This is a genomic window from Sphingobacterium prati (assembly GCF_013167215.1).
Taxonomy (GTDB): domain Bacteria; phylum Bacteroidota; class Bacteroidia; order Sphingobacteriales; family Sphingobacteriaceae; genus Sphingobacterium; species Sphingobacterium prati.
This window is the reverse complement of the sequence record NZ_JABJWY010000034.1, coordinates 403,668-424,926: the sequence shown is the minus strand read 5'-3', so window position 1 is coordinate 424,926 and position 21,259 is coordinate 403,668. Positions and strand designations below refer to the sequence as shown.

Genomic DNA, 21,259 nt, shown 5'->3' with positions numbered 1-21,259 from the left:
ATATCTAATTAATTATTTTTATTTCTATTAACGGCACCATCCCAAATGATCTCCATCAGCTCTTCCATATTCTTTTCGGTAAATTTAAGATCTTTGAATTTGATGCTATGAACCGTTGCCAGGGCAACGCCGATATAACTTGCCACCAAAAGGTGAACATCGACCTGCTTTAAAATCTTTTGATCAATGCCCTCCTGTAAAAAGTCTAGGACCTTATTCTGTCCGCCGATAGGCTCCTGTATCTCAGCTTTATTCTTTTCATGATATGGTGAAGAAAAAAACTGGTCAAAAAAACTGAAGACTGTTTCGTTTTCTAAATAAAACTTGACAAAGTTGCGCCACACATGAAAAAAAGACGCTTTGTAGTCAAAGTCCTCTTTGATGCCGTCAAAAATGTAATCGTTCAGTAGCGAGCGACAATGTTTGAAGAGTGCAAAAATCAAATCATCCTTAGAAGGGAAATAGTGATAGATTGTCCCTATTGCTACGTCAGATTCCTGGGCAATTTTGCTCATCGGCGTCCCGTGGAAACCGTTTGTGTGTATCAGTTTAAGTGTGGCAGCAAAGACAGCTGCAATTTTTTCATTAAAATTCATCAATCGAACGTTCATTCGGTTGCAAAATTAGTGATTAATTTGGAAGCAAACTGTCAAATTATTGTTATAAATCAATAAATGCTAAAACAATTTGGACCAATAATACAATAAGGAAAAAAGATTTAAATTGTTTTGGTTTTGGGTAATTATTTTTTAGCAACTGAACGTAAGGAAGCTGGGGCGAGCATGCCAATAAAAAAGGGACTTTTAAAGTCCCTTTTTTATTGGCAGTTTTTCAACTGTTTTTCTACATCAGCTAACGAAAATATCTCTTTCCTCTTATTAATCTTTGTATTGATATAGGTCAGAACGTAGGCGATATCAATAGCCGAAAGATTTGAGGCCGGCATGGTATTATTGAATTTCTTTCCTGCGACTTCCAGTTCTCCTGTGGACCCATATTTGATCATGCAGGCCAGCTTTTGGTGATTTTTATCCAAAAAGTTGGTATCCGTAAGCGGGGGATATAGATTTCCTAATCCTTCGCCCTTTTCGCCATGACAATTCTGGCAATGTGCGATATATACTTTTTGCCCATTTACGCTATATTGTGCCGTCTTGATATCAATTTCATTTTGACAGCCGATCAGAGCCAGCAACAAGCAGCCAATCGTAAAACAGGCCTTGAGGATCGTACGCATATTAATTTTTAGCTTCGTTCAGTAGCTTCGGCAGGTCATTCATTAGCTTTTTAACCTGCTCATCATTCGTCCCATCATAAGCGCCACGGATGCGTTTATCCTGATCAATCAAGACAAGATAGCCTTGGTGGTCGTAGCCTCCGGGGGCATTTTTATCCTCCGCTGTATAGACAAGGTATTGGTTAGCTATGCCATATATGTCGGCTTTTGTACCAGACACAAATTGCCAGTGATCATTGCTCACGCCCAGTTTGTTTGCGTAATCTTTCAACACATAGGGTTGGTCATATTTGAAATCTATGCTGTGGGACAAAAAACGGACGGCATCGTTGTCTTTATATTGCGTGTAGATTTTCAATAGATTACGGTTCATTGTTGGGCAGATGCTCGGACAATGGGTGAAAAAGAAGTTGGCAATATAAACTTTGCCCTCAAAATCTTTGTCTGTGATCATCACACTATCCTGATTTAAAAATTTAAACGCGGGAATAGTATGATAGACAGTATCTACGACTTGTTTTCCATCAATGTTTTTTTCGACGGCCTCTCGTTCGCCATAAATCGGCAAACTCGATTGACTTGTGTTTTTACAAGAAAATAAACCAAGCAATATGCCTGTTGCACAACAAAGTTTAATTATAGATTTCATCTGTTTTTATTCTTTCGTTATTAATTCCCCCGCGGGGGTATTTAAACCTGCTACAAGCTACAGATTTCCAAAACTGTTTTTTTAGAAATTTTTTAATTTCTCTTGGCTCTCTTTAGAAACTGTGTCAAATATTTTCTTCATATCTGATACCTTTTGCAGTTCAACTTCGAAATATTTAACATCGGTGCTATCTGGGGTATATGCTTTCATCCAGTCCATCATATGGTCCGTTGCACTTTCCAAATTTGCTTTTAATATACCAAGTTCTTTTCTTGTAGCTGTGGTATCTAGGTCTGTCTTGGCTGCTTTAATTGTTTTTAGGTTATTGAGAATAGAGTCGATTTTGACTGCATCGCGGTCAAAATGGGCGATCTGAGGCATGATTTCATCATGAATTTTAATTGTTGAATCCTGTAAAGCCTTTACATTGTTTGTGCCGGTGGTTCCACATGCCGCTATTGCCAAGGATGCGATAGCCATGAAAGCGATTTTGTTCATGTTTCTATTTTTTTGGTAATTGGACAAAGATATCAATTTCTTATTGCTCGAGCTTTTGATTTCTATTCGGGAATGTAAAATTCAAGTCACGAATGTATGTTTCACAATGCACTACAGCGCATAGTTCATCATTTTTATCCTTGATTTCCAAACTCAGGTTTTTTACGATTTTACCTTTTGTGCGTATAGTCTGCGTACATTCTGCCAGCAGTTCATCCGAAAGCTGCACCGAATAGCCTACGCTGGTCTTGCCCGGTTTTTTGAAATCTATTTTTGATGATTTGAGCCAGGCAATGGTTTTTTTAAAGCCAGTTTTTTGAAGGTACTGATCAATCAGGATCGGAAATATAGGATCCGCCGCGGCAAAGATGGTTCCGCCAAACAAGGTTCTATTGGTATTGATATTGAATGGGGTCTTATAAATTTTTACCTCGGCTCCTTTGAAGCCGGGACTGATCTTTTTTACCCAGATTCCCTGGAATAAAAAAGGCGGGTAAAAGCGCAAGAGCCATGTTAATGCACGCGGACTGTATCTCATATTGCAAAAATAAAACAATGTAGCGGATTATTTTCTGAAATCTTGGTTTTCTTCGTTCACTATGGTATTTTTACAGCATCAAAAAACCTAAAATGTCAACATTAAAAGATAAACAGGCTGACAGCAAGAACGTGTGGTTATTGGTTACAATAGCTTCGTTGGGATATTTTGTCGATATCTACGATCTCATTATTTTCTCCATTGTCCGCATTCAATCCTTTACGGATATCGGTGTGCCGGTAACGGAAATGCGGGTAAAAGGCGAATTTGTACTTAATATGCAAATGGGCGGTTTGCTCTTGGGCGGAGTTATCTGGGGGATTATCGGGGATAAATTCGGGCGTTTAAAGGTCTTGTTCGGTTCTATTCTCCTGTATTCATTAGCGAATATTGCCAATGGTTTTGTACACGATGTTATGCAATATGGCATTATCCGGTTTATAGCGGGCATTGGCCTGGCTGGCGAACTGGGTGCGGGGATCACCTTGGTTTCAGAAAGTATGCATAAGTCAAAACGTGGTTATGGAACAATGCTGGTGGCCAGTGTCGGGGTATTGGGTGCTATTCTTGCCTATTTTGTTTCCGAGGAATTCAATTGGCGCACGGCCTATTTTGTCGGTGGTGGAATGGGCTTATTATTATTGCTCTTGCGTGTTGGTTCTTTTGAATCCGGATTATTCAAGGAACAAGATAAAAAGAATGTTCCCAAAGGCGACTTTAGGATGCTTTTTACGGATAAAGCACGGTTGAAACGCTATCTCAATTGCCTCTGTATCGGCCTGCCAATTTGGTTTGTGGTCGGGGTATTGGTCACGCAGGCACCAGAGATTGGAAAGGCATTAGGAGCATCTCAAACATTGAGTGCAGGTAAAGGGGTAATGTTTACGTATATAGGTATTTCTATAGGGGATGTTTTGGCAGGAATATTTGCGCAGATTTTAAAATCACGTAAAAAAGTGGTTTTTATCTGTCAATTGTTAATTATCGCCAGTTCATTATGGTATCTTTTGAGTACTGGAATTACAGCCAATAAGTTTTTGATTTTAGCATTTATTATGGGACTTGGGGTAGGGTACTGGGCTACCTTTGTGACGATCTCTGCGGAGCAATTTGGTACAAACTTGCGGGCCACTGTAGCAACGACAGCTCCTAATTTCGTTCGGGGAGCTCTGATTCCATCAACGATGTTGTATGGCCTTTTAGTAGATTTTTTCGGTATTGTGCCTGCAGCAATTACGATGGTATTACTGCTTTCTGGTATTGCTATATATTCCCTCATGCAACTTGAAGAGAGCTTTGATAAAGACCTCAACTATCTCGAGGAATAAAGTGCCGGGCTGAACAGGCTATTTTTTTCGGCCGGGACATTTTTTGCAACGTTTTCCTTCTTTGTATTTTTTGCAGCATTTTTTGAAACAGACGCAGGAAAAATCAGAAAAAGGATTCATTGCGGCACTTCTAAATTGAAATGGGCTTGCTTTGCCCTCGCTCTCACACAGCTCCACAAAGGATTCAATAACTTCGTTCATGGTACAAAGTTACTATTTGTTTAAAATAGTTCTAAATAAAAAATAATGTTTTTACATTTTTTTGATTAGGTTCTCAATCACTTTTGGAAAATGTTGATGCTCTAATTGCTGACCTTTAAACTTAATGACATCCAGGGTGTCATTGGGATCAACCTTAAACTTGGCTTGATAAATAATTTCGCCTTCATCAAAATGCTCATTAGCAAAATGAATCGTGATGCCATGCTCTTCTTCCTTATTGGCTAAGACAGCTTTATGTACATGGTCTCCGTACATGCCTTTACCGCCATATTTAGGTAAGAGAGCAGGGTGGATATTGATGATCTGATTTGGATAAGCTCTTAAAAGATTGTTTGGCACGAGCCAAAGGAAGCCGGCCAAAACGATCAAATCAATATTTAAATTTTTGAGAATATTAACAATATTATCTGTGTTGTAAAATTCATTGCGATCGAATATATGTGCTGGAATTTCAAAGTTATCAGCGCGTTGAATAACGTAGGCATCAGGATTGTTGGACAGGATCAAAGCAACCTCAGCTTCGTCTGAGTATTTGAAATGTTCCATTATTTTTTGAGCATTGGATCCTGAACCTGAAGCAAAGATGGCAATTCGTTTTTTCACGATTAATGAGTGTTAATAGATTTGATCGATTTAAAAATTAGTCCAAACTTACACATTTTTTGTAAAAAAACTAAAATTTTGACGAATAGAAGCCTATTTTTAAGTATTATTGATTGAAATTAATCGAATATTCATAGTCGGTTTAAAATTCTTTAACATGAAATTACTCTGCTCTCTTTTTTTTGCGTGCACGTTTTTTGTTTTTAATCCCTTGTTTGCTCAGGCGCCAAAAACAATGCCGGCATTTACATTTGATGAGGTCTATCGGCAAGGCAAGTTCAGTTCGGATCAATTGCCTAAAACAGGCTATATCGTGCTGGATTTTTATGATCCAGGCTGTGGGCATTGCCAAAAGATGGGGGCAGGTATCGCACAGAATTTACAGAAGCTCAAAAATGTTAGTTTTTATTTTATCTCGATGAACGATAAGGTCTATGTGGATGGATTTATTAATATGCATGCCAAAGCACTGAAAGGGGTGGCCAATGTGAAGTTTTTGTTTGATGGCGGGACACAGTTTATTGAAAAATTTGGCCCCAGTAATTATCCATCCCTTTATATTTATGATGCAAAAACCAAAACCTTGCTGCAACATCTTGATGGAGAAGATGAGGTAAAGGAATTACTTAAAGCCGTAGGAGTTTCGAATTAAACAAGACCTTACCCATAAAACAAAAGCCCCGCTTGATTCGCAGGGCTTTTGTTTTATGGGCAATCGGGCATTATTGTTCCTGTTTATTGATAAAGACGAATTGTCCATCGAAGACATCCAGCTGTATAATCGAATCGCGGCTTATTTTGCCGGATAAGATTTCTTTGGAAAGTTCATTCAGAATACGTTTCTGAATGACACGTTTCAATGGTCTGGCTCCATAGATCGGATCATAGCCGAGCTGTGCCAGCCAGTCCAATGCATCGTCTGAGGCTGTAATATAAATATTTTGTTCAGCCAATTGTTTTTGGACATGCGCAAATTGGAGTCTGACAATATCAGCGATTTCATCTCTGCTCAATGGTGTAAACATAATCACCTCGTCGATTCGGTTCAAGAATTCTGGTCGGATCGACTGTTTAAGTAATTCAAAGACCTCAGTGCGTGTTTTTGCAATGATCTCCTCTTTGTTGTCATCATCCAAATGACTAAAATTCTCTTGGATAATATGTGAACCCGTATTGGAGGTCATGATTATGATTGTATTCTTAAAATTAACCGTACGACCTTTGTTGTCCGTAAGGTGGCCATCATCTAATACCTGTAGCAAGATGTTAAATACATCTGGATGTGCTTTTTCTATTTCGTCGAGTAATACAACCGAATAAGGGTGTCTACGTACAGCTTCTGTGAGCTGACCGCCTTCATCGTAACCGACATATCCCGGGGGCGCACCGATCAAACGGGAGACAGCATGTCTCTCCTGATATTCCGACATGTCGATACGCACCATGGATTGCTCATCATCGAAGAGGAATTCGGCCAGCGCTTTTGCGAGCTCCGTTTTCCCGACCCCTGTTGTGCCGAGAAAAATGAATGAACCTATAGGGCGCTTCGCATCGTTCAGTCCAGCTCTAGAGCGACGGATCGCATCTGAAATGGCTTCAATGGCCTCGTTTTGACCCGCTACCCGTTTGTGAAGCTCTTCTTCCAGATTCAGGAGTTTTTCACGTTCAGACTGAATCATTTTGCTGACGGGGATACCTGTCCATTTGGCAACAACATCGGCGATATCTTCTGAGGTCACCTCTTCTTTGAGCATCCGCTTGCTTTCCTGTTTTTCGGCCAGCTCAGCTTTGAGTTTCTCCACTTTTTCCTGCGCTTCTTTGATTCGTCCATAACGTAGTTCAGCTACCTTGCCGTAATCACCGGAACGTTCAGCCTGTTCGGCCTCAAGTTTGTAGTTCTCAATGTTTTCAATTTCTTGGTTTACATTGTCGACCAAACTTTTCTCTTCCTGCCAAGAAGCACGCAGTGTATCGCGTTCGGCAGATAGGTTGGCAATGCTTTCCGACAATTCCTGCACCTTCTTATCGTCATTTTCACGTTTTAATGCCTCCCGTTCGATCTCCAGCTGCATGATACGACGTTCCAATTCATCGACGGCCTCCGGCACGGAATCCATCTCCAGGCGCAATTTAGATGCTGCTTCGTCGATTAGGTCGATTGCTTTGTCCGGTAAAAAGCGGTCTGAAATATAACGTTGTGACAGTTCCACTGCGGCGATGATCGACTCATCGAGGATCCGCACTTTATGGTGTGTTTCATAACGTTCTTTTAATCCCCGAAGAATGGAAATGGCGTCCTGAGTGTCCGGCTCTTCCACCATGACTTTTTGGAATCTACGTTCCAAAGCTTTATCTTTTTCAAAGTATTTTTGATATTCATTGAGTGTAGTGGCCCCAATAGCACGCAGTTCACCTCTGGCCAAGGCCGGTTTCAAAATGTTTGCAGCATCCATTGCGCCCTCACCGCCACCGGCACCGACCAAGGTATGGATTTCATCTATGAATAGGATGATCTCGCCATTAGAATCAGTTACTTCTTTGACAACAGCCTTTAAACGTTCCTCAAATTCACCTTTGTATTTGGCTCCGGCGACTAGGGCACCCATATCCAAAGAAAAAACAATTTTGGATTTGAGGTTTTCCGGTGCATCGCCTTTAATGATTCGATAGGCAATTCCTTCAGCAATAGCTGTTTTACCAACCCCAGGTTCACCAACAAGTATGGGGTTGTTTTTGGTACGTCGCGAAAGGATCTGCATGACCCGTCTGATTTCCTCATCCCGGCCGATGACCGGGTCGAGTTTGCCGGATTCAGCATACTCGTTTAGATTACGGGCGTATTTGCCTAATGCGTTATAAGTGGCTTCTGCATTTTGGTCGGTCACCCGGCTATTGCCACGCAATTCTTTAATGGCTGTCTTTAGGTCTTTTTCGGTAACCCCTTGCGATTTCAATAGGGAGGATGTCTGGTCCGAAGTGGCCAGTATGCCCAATAGCAAATGCTCAACGGATACAAACTCGTCGTTGAATTCTTTGAGATAGCCCTGCGCTTTTTGTAGTGCGTTGTTGGCACCACTGCTGAGATAGATATTGCTTCCGCTTATCTTTGGGAAACGCTCGATTTGCTTGTCAAGCTCAGTGCCAAGGTAAGTAATGTTGACGTTCAATTTCTTTAATAAATGGCTGACAACATTTTCATCTACAGTAAGTAATGCTTTTAGTATATGTGCCGTTTCAATTGCCTGTTGCTGATTTCCAGCAGCAATCTCCGAAGCTTTTTGTATAGCTTCCTGGGCTTTGATTGTGTAATTGTTAAAGTTCATGCTCTACTAATTAAAGTTCTGTTGATATGCATCAGATATAACAATTGAAATGCCATTCAGGTTTTACGGGATATTTCGGAAAAAATGGCATTAATATTTATTGAATCGTGACAAATTTTCAGGGTACAAAAATAATGATGTTGATTTATAATTATTTGGGCTGTCATGGGCAAAAATTATTTCAGTAGACTTGTATTTTTGATTTAGGCTTTCGATATTTGCAGCATCTTAAAACGGAAAGCCGTTTTAACGATTGAAAAGAAGTTAACGCCTCTTTAGCTCAGCTGGTAGAGCAACTGACTTGTAATCAGTAGGTCATTGGTTCGATCCCGATAAGAGGCTCTTCGAGTGTTACTCATCAAACTTCTTTAAAAAGCCTCTTTAGCTCAGCTGGTAGAGCAACTGACTTGTAATCAGTAGGTCATTGGTTCGATCCCGATAAGAGGCTCAAAAAATCCCCAGGAATTATCCTGGGGATTTTTTGTTTTTAATCCAGACTTAGCTTGGCAGCTATTGCTATTTTTTTCGGTATATCGGTATTGTCCATTTTCTGATTGAACTGTTCAGCGCCCACGCCTATGGCGTAGACAGGGGCATAGGCAGCCGAATGGTTGTTGGAAGCCCAGGCTACTGAGCCCATGCGGTTCAATATGGCGATACTTAAAGCAGCGATTTTGTCATCACTTGCATACAGACTTTTTGCGGTTTCATTTTGATGATCGACAAAGCTTCGCTGAAAGGCCTCTTTTAGCATTTTGTCGTCATCTGTATTCACTTTTATTTGATTATACAACCCTGTGTGTATCGAAAGTAAGTTTTTCAGATCATCCCAGGAAGCATTTGCTTTACTTTTGCGCAGATTACCGATCTCATTTGACAGTTTGGCATGCGATAATTTTTGGTTGGTCAGCAATTTAGTTTTTAATGTCGAGCTACCGTTGCCGATACCCAATCCACCTGTTTCGTGGTCTGCTGTCACGACAATAAGCGTTTCATTGGGATGTTGCTTATAGAATTCAAAGACCAGTTCCGCAGCGGAATTAAAGTCCAGGACTTCCTGGATGGTGGTAGCAGCATCATTTGCATGGCATGCCCAGTCTATTTTTCCACCTTCGACCATTAAAAAGAAACCATTTTTGTTATTCAGTTCCAGCGATTGGATAGCTGCTGCAGTAATATCGGCTAGCTTTAGGTCTGCGGGCTTTTGATCTATGGCATATTTTAAAGCATCAGTTGCCGTTCCCTCGGTGTTCATGAGGATAATTTTATCAGATTTGCGCGGGTATTGCGTATAGGCATCTTTTCCCTTCAAAACCTGGTATCCTGCTTTTTTGAATAGTGGAAAAAGGGAAGGTACCGTCCTTTTGTCAAAGCTAGTCTCAGGTTTTAAGAAATTGGATCCGCCGAAGAAGTCAAAATTGGAGCTGATAATTTCTTTTCCGATTTCGTAGTACATACCCCGGTCGGGTTGATGGGCATAAAACGAAGCTGGCGTGGCATGGTCAATGCTCACACTTGTGATGATGCCGACTTTCTTTCCTTTTTCTTTGGCTGCATAAGCAATACTTTTGTACGCAACTGTTCCGGTGCTGTCCATGCCAATAACACCATTCTTTGTCTTTTTGCCAACGGCAAGTGCGGTACCGCCAGCTCCGGAATCGGTAACGCCGTTGGATTGTGAATGTGTCGAAGCAAAACCAACATGGGGAAACTGCGTAAACACAAGCGGTATGGGGTTATTTTTTTGCTGGCTTTCGGCACGGTGTATTTCAGTCAGGTTGACTTGATTGAGGCCCATTCCATCACCGATCAGGTAAAAGATATATTTTGCCTCTTGGCTAAAAGCTGGAAATACCTGGATAAAAGCAAAGAGAAAGAGGAATAAAAAGTGTTTTTTCATTAGTGTGATAAATAATAATAAATGTCCGCAAATTAACAAGCTAGCATTAGCTAATTGTTAATTCATTATTATGAATGTTCTTTATACACCCACTGGTATTGCGGTTACCGCTGATCTGCTTTTTCTGCTAATTGTTTGATGTCTTTTACAGAGATGATGTTGATGGATCCTTTACAGCTACGAATGGCCTGGAACATAGCCAGGGCTACAATTGCAACAGGAAGTGCTTCGTAAGCCTTGAAAAGGCCAATGCGGTTAAAGGCTTTTAATGCACTTATGCCAATCTTTTCACCTACACGGTCTGTGTTTGGACGGATTAAACCGCCGGGTTGTACAATAATAAGCTTGCGGAAATCAAGTGCCTTAATATGTTGTTCTAAGCTTCCTTTCATTCGATTATAGAAAATTTTCGAACCAGCGTCAGCATTGACTGCCGACAGCAATACAAAACAAGGGATTTCATTTTTCTTGGCCAAAGCTGCAAATTGTAGATTGAGATCATGGTCCACTCTCCACTGGGCGTCTTTGCTGCCCGCATCTTTGGCTGTGGTGCCAAGGCAGGAGATCGCGACATCGCCCCGAATATACTGTTCAAATTCCTGTAGCTTGTTGAAATCCACAATAACCTGCTGTAATTTGGGCTGTTCGTCAAATGTCTTGCGACGCAGGAGGACGACAACTTCGGTAAATTCCGTTGACTTCAATAAATCTTGCACAAGTATTCTTCCGGTTGCGCCAGATCCGCCAATTAAGACTGCTCTCATGTTGTTTATTTTTTTCGTTCCATACCAAATGATGCGCAGGTAATCCTGTTCATTATCGTGATATTGTTACTGTTACTAAGCCTAGATTTATACCGGAAACTTAATCTTTATAGTTTGGTTTCCCGGGAGTGAAGCGTACTATGGATTGATCCAGTCGCAAGGTATCGGCCACAGTGATCAGATCTTCCTCAACAATAAAGTTTTGATCAATGGATGTTTTTATTGTTGTAAAATCTTCTTGATCGGCGTCTTGAAAATAGAGGAGGGATTGGATGGTTGATACCGCTACGAGTTCGAGCAATTCGTCTTCACCTTCATAGCCAACATAGAAAAAATCTGCCATAATTATGCAATTTGGTTTCATACGAATATACCTTATTTAATCTTAAATCAGTTATTTTAGCCAGAAAAACTTAATAAAGAAGTCTATGTTTTAATCAAATGCTGGATTTTAATTTTCTTGTTGAGCAGCTTTATTTCCCTGATAAAAATGCCTTATATTTGAGGTGATCATTTAATGTAAATATTAACAATAAGATTATATAAATATGGATAAAGAGCAGATACAAAATTGGTTGGACAATGGATACGATATACTGCATCATGGTAGGCCGGTTAAAGTTGAGGGTGATTTGTGGGATTATATAGATGGATTGGGAAGTTATGAAAACGTGTATGTATTGCGGGAATTAATTTATTGGACAGAAGAAGAGCTGGCAAATATCGGCAAGTAACAATAAGGTCCTGAATCCATTGTTGTTGCTGTAGATTCAAGACCAGTTGCACGAGCAGTTGTTGCTAAAGGATAATATTGCGTTTAAAAGCGCAACCCAATTCGATGAGCGAATCTGTTTTAGCGATGCCAGGAATATTGTCAATTTTTTCATAAAGCAACTGGCGCATATGCTCATGGTTTTTGGCAATAATCTTAATGTACAAGGTATAATTTCCAGTGATGTAATAACATTCCGTTACTTCAGGTATTTTTTTCAATTCCGCAATAATACGGCCTGAGTCATGATCTTTTTCAAGGCTCAAACCCGTAAAAGCTGCCCAGTCATAACCTAATCTTTTTTCATCCAATACAGGTTTTATACCGGTCAGTATGCCTTGTTCCATTAAGCGATTGATCCGTTGATGGATCATGGTGTTGGATACACCCAATGCAGTAGCAATTGCGGAATAGGCCATTCGGCCATCTGCATCCAAGTATTTTAAAATCTGAAGGTCAAATTCATCAATGCCGTTCATTGTTATGTAGGTATGAAAGTTAATTTTAATATTTTAACGCTAATTTAGTGTTAAATTACTTTGTTTTATCTTAAAAATAGTAAAAATTGTATATTTGTTATTATTTGAAAATAAAATCCAAATTATGAGTATAGTATCTAAACAAGGAAATAGCGCAGTATTCGTGGCCAAGGAAGAAAAATATGGAGCACATAACTATCATCCTTTACCAGTTGTGTTGGAACGGGCAGCTGGTGTTATGGTCTGGGATGTTGACGGTAAGTCTTATTTTGATTTTCTATCCGCCTATTCAGCAGTCAATCAAGGACATTGTCATCCGCGGATTATTGCTGCATTGACGGACCAAGCCCAAAAGTTAACCTTGACCTCACGCGCTTTCTATAACAATAAATTAGGCGATTTTGAAGAAATGATCTGCAAACTATTCGGATTCGATAAAGCGCTGGTCATGAACTCTGGTGTAGAGGCTGTTGAGACGGCGATGAAACTCTGTCGTAAGTGGGCGTACCAAGTGAAGGGTATAGCACAGAATCAAGCTAAAATAGTTTTTGCCAAAGATAATTTTCATGGACGTACCATTTCGGTGATATCTGCTTCAAACGATACGACTGCGACCAATGATTTCGGTCCATTTGTGGAAGGGATTGCCTTGGTGCCCTACAATGATATCGAAGCACTGGAAGTACTGTTCAAACAGGATAAAAATATTGCCGGATTTATTGTGGAGCCTATTCAGGGCGAAGCGGGTATTGTGGTTCCAGATGCGGATTATCTAAAATGTGTGCGCCAGTTGTGTAGCACTTATAATGTGCTCTTTATTGCGGATGAAATTCAGACGGGTATCGCGCGAACCGGAAGTATGCTGGCATCTTATGCCATTGACGATGTAAACAGTGCAAGTAAGCCAGATGTATTGATATTGGGTAAGGCCCTATCCGGAGGTGTATTGCCGGTGTCTGCGGTGTTGGCAGATGATGCGATTATGTTATGTATCAAACCCGGTGAGCATGGCTCTACCTATGGTGGTAATCCTTTGGCTTGCGCAGTCGCTATGGAGGCATTGCAGGTCGTGCTGGATGAAGATCTGGTCAAGAATGCACGCCAAATGGGCGATCTATTTCTGCAAGGATTACGGAAGATTGCCACTAAATTGGATATCATTACCGAGGTTAGGGGTAAAGGACTATTGACAGCCATTGTGATCAATGCCAGTGAAGAAAGTGACCTGGCATGGAATATTTGTCTGGAGTTTAAGGAGAATGGTTTGCTGGCAAAACCTACCCATGGCAACAAAATTCGTTTGGCTCCGCCTTTAGTTATTACCGAAAGCCAGATCAACAGCTGTCTGGAAATAATCGAGCGATCGTTGACTAATGTGACTGCACGATGAAGAAAATGATTGAATTGATCAAAAACAGATCAGATATTGGTGCGGGTACCAGGGGTTCTGATTTAGGAATTGATGCTATTGAAATTGCGGCAATCAACAAAGGGAGTCAGTACTTTATCAATTATCCCTTTGTGGATGTGCCTACCCGAAATAGTTCCATTTATCAAAATGATAATCATCCTTTTGGTAAACATATTCAGCAGATTTACGAGCAATGTAAGCAAGTGGCTTCCACTGTGGAGGACAGTCTGTCGGCTGGTAATTTCCCGCTGGTATTTTCGGGCGACCATTCTTCGGCAATGGGCACAATCAGTGGGATTAAGTCGGCTTACCCAGATAAAAAATTGGGGGTGATTTGGGTTGATGCCCACGCGGATATTCATTCGCCCTATACAACGCCTTCCGGCAATATGCATGGGATGCCTTTGGCAGCCATGTTGAATGAAGATAATCTGTCTTGTAAGATTAATGAAATTGATCAATCAACAGAGGAATTCTGGAATAAGCTGAAACGTATTGCTGGTCCGGCCGAGAAGATTCAGCCTACGAATTTAATCTATTTTGGCGTTCGGGATACCGAAGAGCCTGAGGATATGCTGATTGAGCGTTTGGGTGTGAAAAATTACCGTGTCGAAGAAATTCGTCAACGGAGCATCGAAGACTGTGTTGCCGAGGCATTGGCCAATTTGAAGGACTGCGATATGATTTATATCTCTTTTGATGTGGATAGCATGGATAGTGAATTGATTTCGGACGGTACGGGGACACCGGTCCCCAAAGGCTTTATGCCGAAGGAAATCGTTCTGATATTGGAAGAAATCATCCGTTCGGGAAAAGTAACCTGTTTCGAGATTGTCGAAGTAAATCCGTTGCTGGACAATAAAGGAAATAAGATGGCCGAGGTCGCTTTTGATATTTTAGAACGGATAACACCTTTGATTGAGCTTAAATCTGGGTATTGATCTGTAGCACGACTTTGTTGCGATCGATCGCTTAAGCTAGCCGTTACGTCAGCTGTATGTTAACTGCAACTAAGTAAAAGATTCTGTATTGCGCCAGCTTTAATATTTAACAAATCAATAGCTGCTAAGGGGTGTTCGATGCTAAGATCGGACACCCCTTATTTTTTCTGTTTTCACGGTGGCCTCCTGATTGGAGCCAGGGCAAAGTTCCATCTCAACCAGTTCGTCCCTACTTTTATTAGACCCTTTTTCGTTTATGGTAGAGTCTTCGTTGCTAGCAAGGTATGTCCAACATGAACCATTGAAGGCTGTTTCTTTGGTATTATACCAAAGAATAAGCAAAGAAACAGCAAACCAAGTCCCTAGAAGGTCCGAAGGAGGTACGAAGAAATGGCCTAAAAACGGTAAAGAATAGGCAAAGAAACAACAAAGAATAGGTAAAGAAACAACAAAGAATAGGTAAAGAATAAGCAGAAGAATACCAAAGAAAAAGTATGCTTTGTCTTATCCTGAGGTCGCGATGTAGCTTGTTCTTTGCACCATATTAAGTTTAATCGGATTTAATATTTTCTTAACATGTTTCCACTTAAATTTGCTGGGCAATTATTTACTGCAAAAATGAGAATTTTTAATAAAATCATATTTTCGGTCGTCCTTCTGGGGCAACTGTTTTTGTCACAGTTGGCGACGGCGCAAGTGGATTCATTTAAGGAAATCCGAATATTGAGTCAAAATTATCCAGATTCAGCAATTACCTTAGTGAAAAAACAATATGCAAAAGCCGTTAATGACCGTGATTTAATGCTTCAGGGAAATTGTTTACAGGCGATCGGCTGGTTGTGTGTCAATCAGGGGCATTACGCTCAGGCACAGGATTATTATTTCCAGGCGGACCGTATCTACACGCAGATCAATGCAAAGCAATCACTGGCATCCAACTGGACAGATATTGGCGAACTCAATATTTTCAATAAACAACATCATGTCGCGAAAGAATATTTTAACAAAGCCTTGCACACATTCAAAGGTGAAAATGACCGAAATGGTGAAGCTTCAGTCTTAGGGAATATCGGGCATCTTTTTGAAAAAGAGGGACATTACGATTCGGCCTTTGTTTATCAAAAGCAGGCTTTGGCGATCTATCGTGAACAGACGAACCGCAACGGTGAAGCCAAGATTCATGAAAACCTGGGCAGTATCTATGAGGATCTGGGCAAATATGACAGCGCTTATGCACATTTTGAAAAGGCGAGAAATTTGTATGAGCAAACGCAGGACAATTATGGAAAGATTGTGATCATCAATAACATGGGGGATATCTTTCGAAAAACAAATAAATATCCTGAAAGTATTCAATTGACCCAACTTGCTTTTCGCTTAGCTGAAAACCTTGGCGATGTCTATCAGATGGCATCAACGACAAAAGACCTCAGTAAAACATACGCTTTAAGCGGACAGATGGATAGTGCTTATTTCTACGCAGAACGGAGCCGAAAACTGGTACTGGAACTATACAGTGTGGATGGCGCCCGCCATACGGCTTTTTTTCAGGCACTGTATGATATGAACCAAAAGGCGGAGGAAATAGAGAAATTGCAGACCAACAAACGGATGAATTCCATCTTGCTATTGGGTACGATACTCGTATTGATTCTATTAAGCATACTTTCCTACGTACTCTATAGCCGGCAAAAAATAAAGATCAAAACCCAGATTGCCGAATCACGGAAGCAGGAAGCCGAGCGCGAATTGGCTGAAATAGCGCTCAAAAACCAATTGTTGGAAGACAAACAACTCAAACAGGAGCTGACCCTGAAGGAAAAAGAACTGACATCACATACGCTTAACCTCATCCGTAGCAACCAATTTCTGGAGGGACTGCGGGACGAGTTGAAGGCTCTAGTCAAAGATGATCGAAGGGATCAGAAGAAACCTATGCAACGCATGGTTCAACAAATCAGTGAGCACATTACACAGGGCATTCATTGGAAAGAATTTATGGGCACATTTGAGCGCGTACATCATAGTTTCTTTGAAAAATTGATCAAGCTGTTTCCCGATCTGACGGCCGCCGATATGCGTCTGATCGCATTGCTGAAAATCAATCTCAACAATACCGATATCGCAATCCTTCTGGGGATCTCCCAGGATAGCCTTCGGGTGGCCAGACACCGCTTAAGGAAAAAACTAAAATTGGAACAGAGCGAGGATCTCGCTGGGTATCTGTTCCGTATTTCATAATTTCTTAACATAAGGGTAATTGAACTTTAATGGCGTTTATTTTTTTAGTAAGTATCTTTATTTCAGCTGTTTGCTATCTGTTGTTTCCCTCTCGTCTAGCCTAGGTTTTGGCGTGTTTCTTTCTTGTAACGCCAAAGATTTTGTGAATCTGTTGTAGGCTTTCATATTTGTGGCAACAATCAAAGATTCATAATAATCTATTAAAAATGAAAAATGTTTTAACGGTATTGCTTGCCTCCAGCATTTCGATCAGCGCCGCTTATGCGACCAAGATCAAGGGGAAAGTCCTGGATGGACAAACAGGGGAAGCTATTGTCGGTGCTACCGTGTTCCTCGAACAAAGTGGTCTGTCAACCAAGACGCAGCTAGATGGTTCATTTGAATTCAAAGGATTATCAGCAGGCATGGATAAAGTACATATCCGACATATGGCCTATGCGGAACTCGTCAGGGAGATTGAGATAAAAAAAGAAAATACCCCTCATTTTACGTTTCAGCTTACTTCGAGCGAGCAGACCTTAATGGAGGTAACGATCAAGGGACAGCGCAACGGTGGTGATGACGATCCAAGCGCCCGCCGACTGGAAAAGAATGCTTCACAGGTCATGAATGTGGTATCGGCCAGGGCAATTGAGATCTCTCCGGATATTACGGTGGCAAATGTTGTGCAACGTGTTTCGGGCGTCTCAATCGAACGCAATTCAAATGGCGAGGGACAGTATGCAATTTTAAGGGGAATGGACAAACGCTATAATACGACTTTGGTCAATGGCGTGAAAGTACCCAGTCCGGACAATAAATACCGCTACGTACCTCTGGATCTATTCCCTTCCGATATGTTGGAACGATTGGAAGTCTACAAATCGCTGACACCAAATATGGAGGCAGATGCCATCGGTGGTGTCGTGAATATGGTGATGAAATCCGCACCGCGTAAACTATTCTTTCAGGCCAATCTGGCCACAGGTTACAGCCAGCGGTATTTTAACCGCGATTTTGGCAGCTTCTCCAGCGGAGCTGTTTCGTCAAAGTCGCCCTATGAACTGCATGGAAAAAATTACAATGCCACCGACGCTGATTTTGATAAAGGTACATTAGACTATACGTATAAGAAACCGATGCCGGATCTTGTTGGTAATGTGACGTTTGGGAATCGTTACCTAAATGATAAGTTGGGGGTGATATTAGGGCTCAGCTACCAAAATCTTTACCGTGGCAGTCATTCCATTTTTTACAAATCTTCGGTCAATAATACTAATCCGAATGCGATCATCACCGAAAAGAGTGACCGGCAATATGATGAGCAGCAGCAGCGTCTGGGTGTACACAACAAGATAGACTACCGATTCAATGCCAATCATCGGCTGAGTTTTTACCAGATGTACGTGAACTTGAATAATCTGCAATTGCGCGATGCGGTCAATACAATTTATAATGGACAGTATGATCCAAGTATCGGCAAGTCTGAACTGACTTATGTGACCCGGACCAGAAAGACCGAGCAGCAGATCTACAATGGTAATCTACAGGGAGATCATCATTTTTTGGATAACCGCCTGAATTTCCGCTGGTCCGGCGTGCTGTCATCTGCTCGTAATGAACTGCCGCAGAATACGACAATTAGTTTGGATGGTATCGAAGAGAATTTTCAACGCAGACGGACTTCGTTGGTCAATAGGTCTCCGGTGACCTATCGCTGGGAGCGGAATACGGACGATGACCGTGCCGGATATTGGGATCTTGCGTATAAGGTGCCGTTGGCGAAGAACAAACTGGAACTGTCGACCGGTGGCTTATATCGCGACAAACAACGGAGCAGTTTCTATAACAATTACAATCTGTCTCCAATCGCCAGTGAAGCGAAGTACCAATATGGGGTGGATTATCAGGACTATACCGATTTGAATCTCACAGTTAGCAATCCGACGGGTGCCGTACGGAACCCGCTGACCTACGATGCGAGCGAGAAAACCACCGCTGCCTACGGGATGTTCAACTACGAGAATGATATAATTCAAATGATCGGTGGTATACGGATGGAGCGCACTAATCAGGGTTATAAATTGTTGTTTCCAGATGGTGAAGAAAGACCGGAGGGCTCCCGGACCTATACCGAATGGTTGCCCAGTTTGACCATGAAATATCACCTGGATAGTAAGCAGCAGCTTCATGGGGCATATTATCGTGCATTAAATCGCCCGGGGTTCTATGAAGTGGTGCCATCGCGGGTATTAAATGAAGAATTCTGGGAACGCGGAAATGCGGATTTGAAACATGCACTAGCGGATAATTTTGACCTACGTTATGAGCTATTTCCGGAGCCTTCATCGCAATTTCTTGCCGGATTATTCTATAAGAGGATTAAAAATCCGATCGAATATACCTTTCAGCCCGATGAAATTCGCGGACAGGATGTGTACTATATGCCGGGTAATTTTGGAACGGCAAATAATTTTGGTGTAGAGCTGGATTTTATCAAATATATCCAAAAATTCGGTGTTAAAGCCAATTATACGTATACCCATTCACGGATCACCACACCGAAAAAATCACGGGTGATCAATGAGGTCACACAGGATCTGGATCCCATTCTGATGGATCAGACACGGCCTCTTCATGGACAGGCAGCACATATTGCCAATCTGTCTTTGCTTTATAAGGATGCAAACAAGGGTTGGGAGGGACAGTTGGCTGGATCTTATACAGGTTCGCGGATCAATTCGGTATCGGAATTTTTAAATGCCGATTTATGGCAGAAAGGATTTATCCAGCTGGATGCTTCCATAGAGAAGAAGTTCAAAGCGGGCTGGGCGGTTTTTGCCAAAGCGAATAACCTGTTGAACACGCCCATGGAACTTTATATAAAGGGGACAAATCCAGAAAATGATAAGATCGCTGAGAAAATAGTGAAAGGTGGCAACACGCTTATCCGTAAGGATCTATATGGTCAGAACTACATTCTTGGTTTACGTTATTCTTTTAAGAAATAAGCGTCAGCGCGGACTGTTTACGAGAAATAATCCCATTGAATTTAAACAAAGAACGCTCATCAGAACGATGACGGAAAAAATATTTACAGATGAAAAATAACTTTATTATACTGCTCATTTCCCTTGCGATGGTAGGGTTGACGGCTTGTGAGAAAGCAAATAGCGATGTGGACACTTCCGATGCCAATGGTAGTGCGATAGGTGAGGTAGCGGGCATATGGAGCAAAGGTACGGTGCAGCGTATCACGGGGGATATCATTATTCCCGAAGGAAAGTCGCTGACCATTGAGGAGGGTGTAACGGTGCTGATGGACCCGGACAATAAGCCTGAGATAGTTGTCTTGGGCAACCTGTATGTGCTGGGTACAGCCGAGAGCCCAGTGAAATTTACGGTGGAGGATTCTTATAAAACCAAAGAAAACGAATTTGGAAAACTTTGGGGCGGTATTTTGGCAGCGCCAAGCTGTAAGGAACTGGTTTTGGATAATGCGTATTTAGAATATGGTGGCGCGGTTACGTCGGATGCATCGACTTCGGTGAAAATGAGGCTATACAAACAGAAAGCGGGGGAAGCGCTGCCTGCTTTGTGGTTTTCCAATGTGGAAGGAAAATTGATTGTTCAAAATAGTACGATCAGTCATTTTTATGAAGACTGTACTTATATTGAAGGGGGCAAAATTATCTTCGCCAACAACCGATTCTTTTCGAATGGGGTAACCGGGGGCGAGGCGATGAACTTTAAATCGGGCTCTCTGGCGGATGTGGCTTTCAATTTGGTCTACAGTGTCAATACCAATGCGCTGAAACTGTCCAACTCTGGCGATAGGACGCCACAAGCACATATCTTCGTTTATAACAACACCATGCTTAATACGGGTTGGCGTAGGCCGACAGCTAAAGGAGGATCCATCTGGCTGGAAGCTTCCGTAAAAGCAGAGATCCATAACAATATTTTTGCCAATACGCGGTTTGGCGTTAAACGTGATGCCAAAAATCCGGAAGATAACCGTTCGGTTTCGAGCAACAATTGGTATTATGGCTATGATCAATTGACAGTGGATCAATTTCAGGTCGGAAAGAATGATATCGTAGACGGTACCAATGATGTCAGAGGTAAAATCGCTGGCGAGAACAATCCTAAATTTACAGCCTACCCCTTAGAGACTTCGGTCAATAATTATGTGTTTGATGCAGCCTGGGATTTCCATCTACAAGGCAATTCGCCGGCATTAAAGGCCGGTACATCTGCTTTTAAGCCACATTTTGTGGATGGCTTACTGCTGTCCAATGGTTTATCATATACCTCGCCAAAGCCCGCAACTTATGTCGGTGCTTTTGGTACCAAATTTTAATTAACGCAATA

Annotated in this window: 19 protein-coding genes and 2 tRNA genes; 10 read left to right on the top strand and 11 right to left on the bottom strand. The window is 41.6% G+C overall.

Features of this window, described 5'->3' with window-relative positions:
• Positions 1 to 8: 8 nt before the first annotated feature.
• The 5 genes from HPC41_RS12025 to HPC41_RS12005 all read right to left on the bottom strand — a co-directional run bounded on the left by HPC41_RS12025 (position 9) and on the right by HPC41_RS12005 (position 2,922).
• On the bottom strand, positions 9 to 596 hold the full coding sequence (locus tag HPC41_RS12025; RefSeq protein WP_172394254.1) for a TetR/AcrR family transcriptional regulator: 588 nt from the start codon (positions 594 to 596) through the stop codon (positions 9 to 11).
• 221 nt (positions 597 to 817) lie between these two features.
• Positions 818 to 1,237 carry a c-type cytochrome gene (locus tag HPC41_RS12020; RefSeq protein ID WP_172394253.1) on the bottom strand — a complete coding sequence of 140 codons (420 nt, stop codon included), beginning with the start codon at positions 1,235 to 1,237 and terminating at the stop codon, positions 818 to 820.
• A 1-nt stretch (position 1,238) separates the two neighbouring features.
• Positions 1,239 to 1,886 carry an SCO family protein gene (locus tag HPC41_RS12015; RefSeq protein WP_172394252.1) on the bottom strand — a complete coding sequence of 216 codons (648 nt, stop codon included), beginning with the start codon at positions 1,884 to 1,886 and terminating at the stop codon, positions 1,239 to 1,241.
• 81 nt (positions 1,887 to 1,967) lie between these two features.
• The gene (locus HPC41_RS12010; protein ID WP_172394251.1) at positions 1,968 to 2,384 is read right to left on the bottom strand and encodes a transposase; all 417 of its coding nucleotides are present in this window, start codon (positions 2,382 to 2,384) and stop codon (positions 1,968 to 1,970) included.
• 40 nt (positions 2,385 to 2,424) lie between these two features.
• Complete coding sequence (locus HPC41_RS12005; protein ID WP_172394250.1) at positions 2,425 to 2,922, bottom strand: PaaI family thioesterase; 498 nt, start codon at positions 2,920 to 2,922, stop codon at positions 2,425 to 2,427.
• Positions 2,923 to 3,014: 92 nt separating this feature from the next.
• Between HPC41_RS12005 and HPC41_RS12000 the strand changes: the two genes are divergently transcribed.
• On the top strand, positions 3,015 to 4,250 hold the full coding sequence (locus tag HPC41_RS12000) for an MFS transporter (RefSeq protein ID WP_172394249.1): 1,236 nt from the start codon (positions 3,015 to 3,017) through the stop codon (positions 4,248 to 4,250).
• A gap of 252 nt (positions 4,251 to 4,502) precedes the next feature.
• On the opposite strand, the gene purN is transcribed toward HPC41_RS12000, so the two are convergent.
• Positions 4,503 to 5,075, bottom strand: a complete 573-nt coding sequence (gene purN, locus HPC41_RS11995) for a phosphoribosylglycinamide formyltransferase (RefSeq protein WP_172394248.1) — start codon at positions 5,073 to 5,075, stop codon at positions 4,503 to 4,505.
• Between the two features lie 157 nt (positions 5,076 to 5,232).
• Between purN and HPC41_RS11990 the strand changes: the two genes are divergently transcribed.
• A complete protein-coding gene (locus HPC41_RS11990) occupies positions 5,233 to 5,727 on the top strand; it encodes a TlpA family protein disulfide reductase (RefSeq protein WP_172394247.1) in 495 nt (164 codons plus the stop codon).
• 70 nt (positions 5,728 to 5,797) lie between these two features.
• Here HPC41_RS11990 and clpB read toward each other — a convergent pair whose 3' ends face one another.
• Entirely contained in the window at positions 5,798 to 8,398 is a 2,601-nt protein-coding gene (clpB, locus tag HPC41_RS11985) for an ATP-dependent chaperone ClpB (protein WP_172394246.1), read from the bottom strand.
• A 269-nt stretch (positions 8,399 to 8,667) separates the two neighbouring features.
• On the opposite strand from clpB, the gene HPC41_RS11980 reads away from it, so the two are divergent.
• Together HPC41_RS11980 and HPC41_RS11975 are read left to right on the top strand one after the other, a co-directional pair.
• Positions 8,668 to 8,740, top strand: a tRNA-Thr gene (locus HPC41_RS11980).
• Between the two features lie 33 nt (positions 8,741 to 8,773).
• A tRNA-Thr gene (locus HPC41_RS11975) sits at positions 8,774 to 8,846 on the top strand.
• A 39-nt stretch (positions 8,847 to 8,885) separates the two neighbouring features.
• On the opposite strand, the gene HPC41_RS11970 is transcribed toward HPC41_RS11975, so the two are convergent.
• The 3 genes from HPC41_RS11970 to HPC41_RS11960 all read right to left on the bottom strand — a co-directional run bounded on the left by HPC41_RS11970 (position 8,886) and on the right by HPC41_RS11960 (position 11,405).
• On the bottom strand, positions 8,886 to 10,298 hold the full coding sequence (locus HPC41_RS11970; protein ID WP_172394245.1) for an alkaline phosphatase: 1,413 nt from the start codon (positions 10,296 to 10,298) through the stop codon (positions 8,886 to 8,888).
• Positions 10,299 to 10,402: 104 nt separating this feature from the next.
• Positions 10,403 to 11,062 (bottom strand): NAD(P)H-binding protein, encoded by a 660-nt coding sequence (locus HPC41_RS11965; protein ID WP_172394244.1) that lies wholly within the window; start codon positions 11,060 to 11,062, stop codon positions 10,403 to 10,405.
• A gap of 100 nt (positions 11,063 to 11,162) precedes the next feature.
• Positions 11,163 to 11,405, bottom strand: coding sequence for a hypothetical protein (locus HPC41_RS11960; RefSeq protein WP_104382080.1), 243 nt, complete (start codon positions 11,403 to 11,405; stop codon positions 11,163 to 11,165).
• 205 nt (positions 11,406 to 11,610) lie between these two features.
• Between HPC41_RS11960 and HPC41_RS11955 the strand changes: the two genes are divergently transcribed.
• Positions 11,611 to 11,796 (top strand): hypothetical protein, encoded by a 186-nt coding sequence (locus HPC41_RS11955; RefSeq protein ID WP_046673540.1) that lies wholly within the window; start codon positions 11,611 to 11,613, stop codon positions 11,794 to 11,796.
• 64 nt (positions 11,797 to 11,860) lie between these two features.
• Here HPC41_RS11955 and HPC41_RS11950 read toward each other — a convergent pair whose 3' ends face one another.
• Positions 11,861 to 12,313 carry an Lrp/AsnC family transcriptional regulator gene (locus tag HPC41_RS11950; RefSeq protein WP_172394243.1) on the bottom strand — a complete coding sequence of 151 codons (453 nt, stop codon included), beginning with the start codon at positions 12,311 to 12,313 and terminating at the stop codon, positions 11,861 to 11,863.
• A 124-nt stretch (positions 12,314 to 12,437) separates the two neighbouring features.
• Here HPC41_RS11950 and rocD point away from each other — a divergent pair, with 124 nt between their 5' ends.
• From rocD to HPC41_RS11925, 5 genes are all read left to right on the top strand, one after another.
• Positions 12,438 to 13,703: an ornithine--oxo-acid transaminase gene (rocD, locus tag HPC41_RS11945; protein ID WP_172394242.1), complete on the top strand. Its 1,266-nt coding sequence runs from the start codon at positions 12,438 to 12,440 to the stop codon at positions 13,701 to 13,703.
• Positions 13,700 to 14,665 (top strand): arginase, encoded by a 966-nt coding sequence (rocF, locus tag HPC41_RS11940; RefSeq protein WP_172394241.1) that lies wholly within the window; start codon positions 13,700 to 13,702, stop codon positions 14,663 to 14,665. Before rocD ends, rocF begins: the two co-directional genes overlap by 4 nt.
• Before the next feature lie 618 nt (positions 14,666 to 15,283).
• On the top strand, positions 15,284 to 16,906 hold the full coding sequence (locus HPC41_RS11935) for a tetratricopeptide repeat protein (protein ID WP_172394240.1): 1,623 nt from the start codon (positions 15,284 to 15,286) through the stop codon (positions 16,904 to 16,906).
• Between the two features lie 206 nt (positions 16,907 to 17,112).
• Positions 17,113 to 19,896, top strand: a complete 2,784-nt coding sequence (locus HPC41_RS11930; protein WP_172394239.1) for a TonB-dependent receptor — start codon at positions 17,113 to 17,115, stop codon at positions 19,894 to 19,896.
• An 89-nt stretch (positions 19,897 to 19,985) separates the two neighbouring features.
• The gene (locus HPC41_RS11925) at positions 19,986 to 21,248 is read left to right on the top strand and encodes a right-handed parallel beta-helix repeat-containing protein (protein WP_172394238.1); all 1,263 of its coding nucleotides are present in this window, start codon (positions 19,986 to 19,988) and stop codon (positions 21,246 to 21,248) included.
• The last annotated feature ends 11 nt before the right edge of the window (positions 21,249 to 21,259 follow it).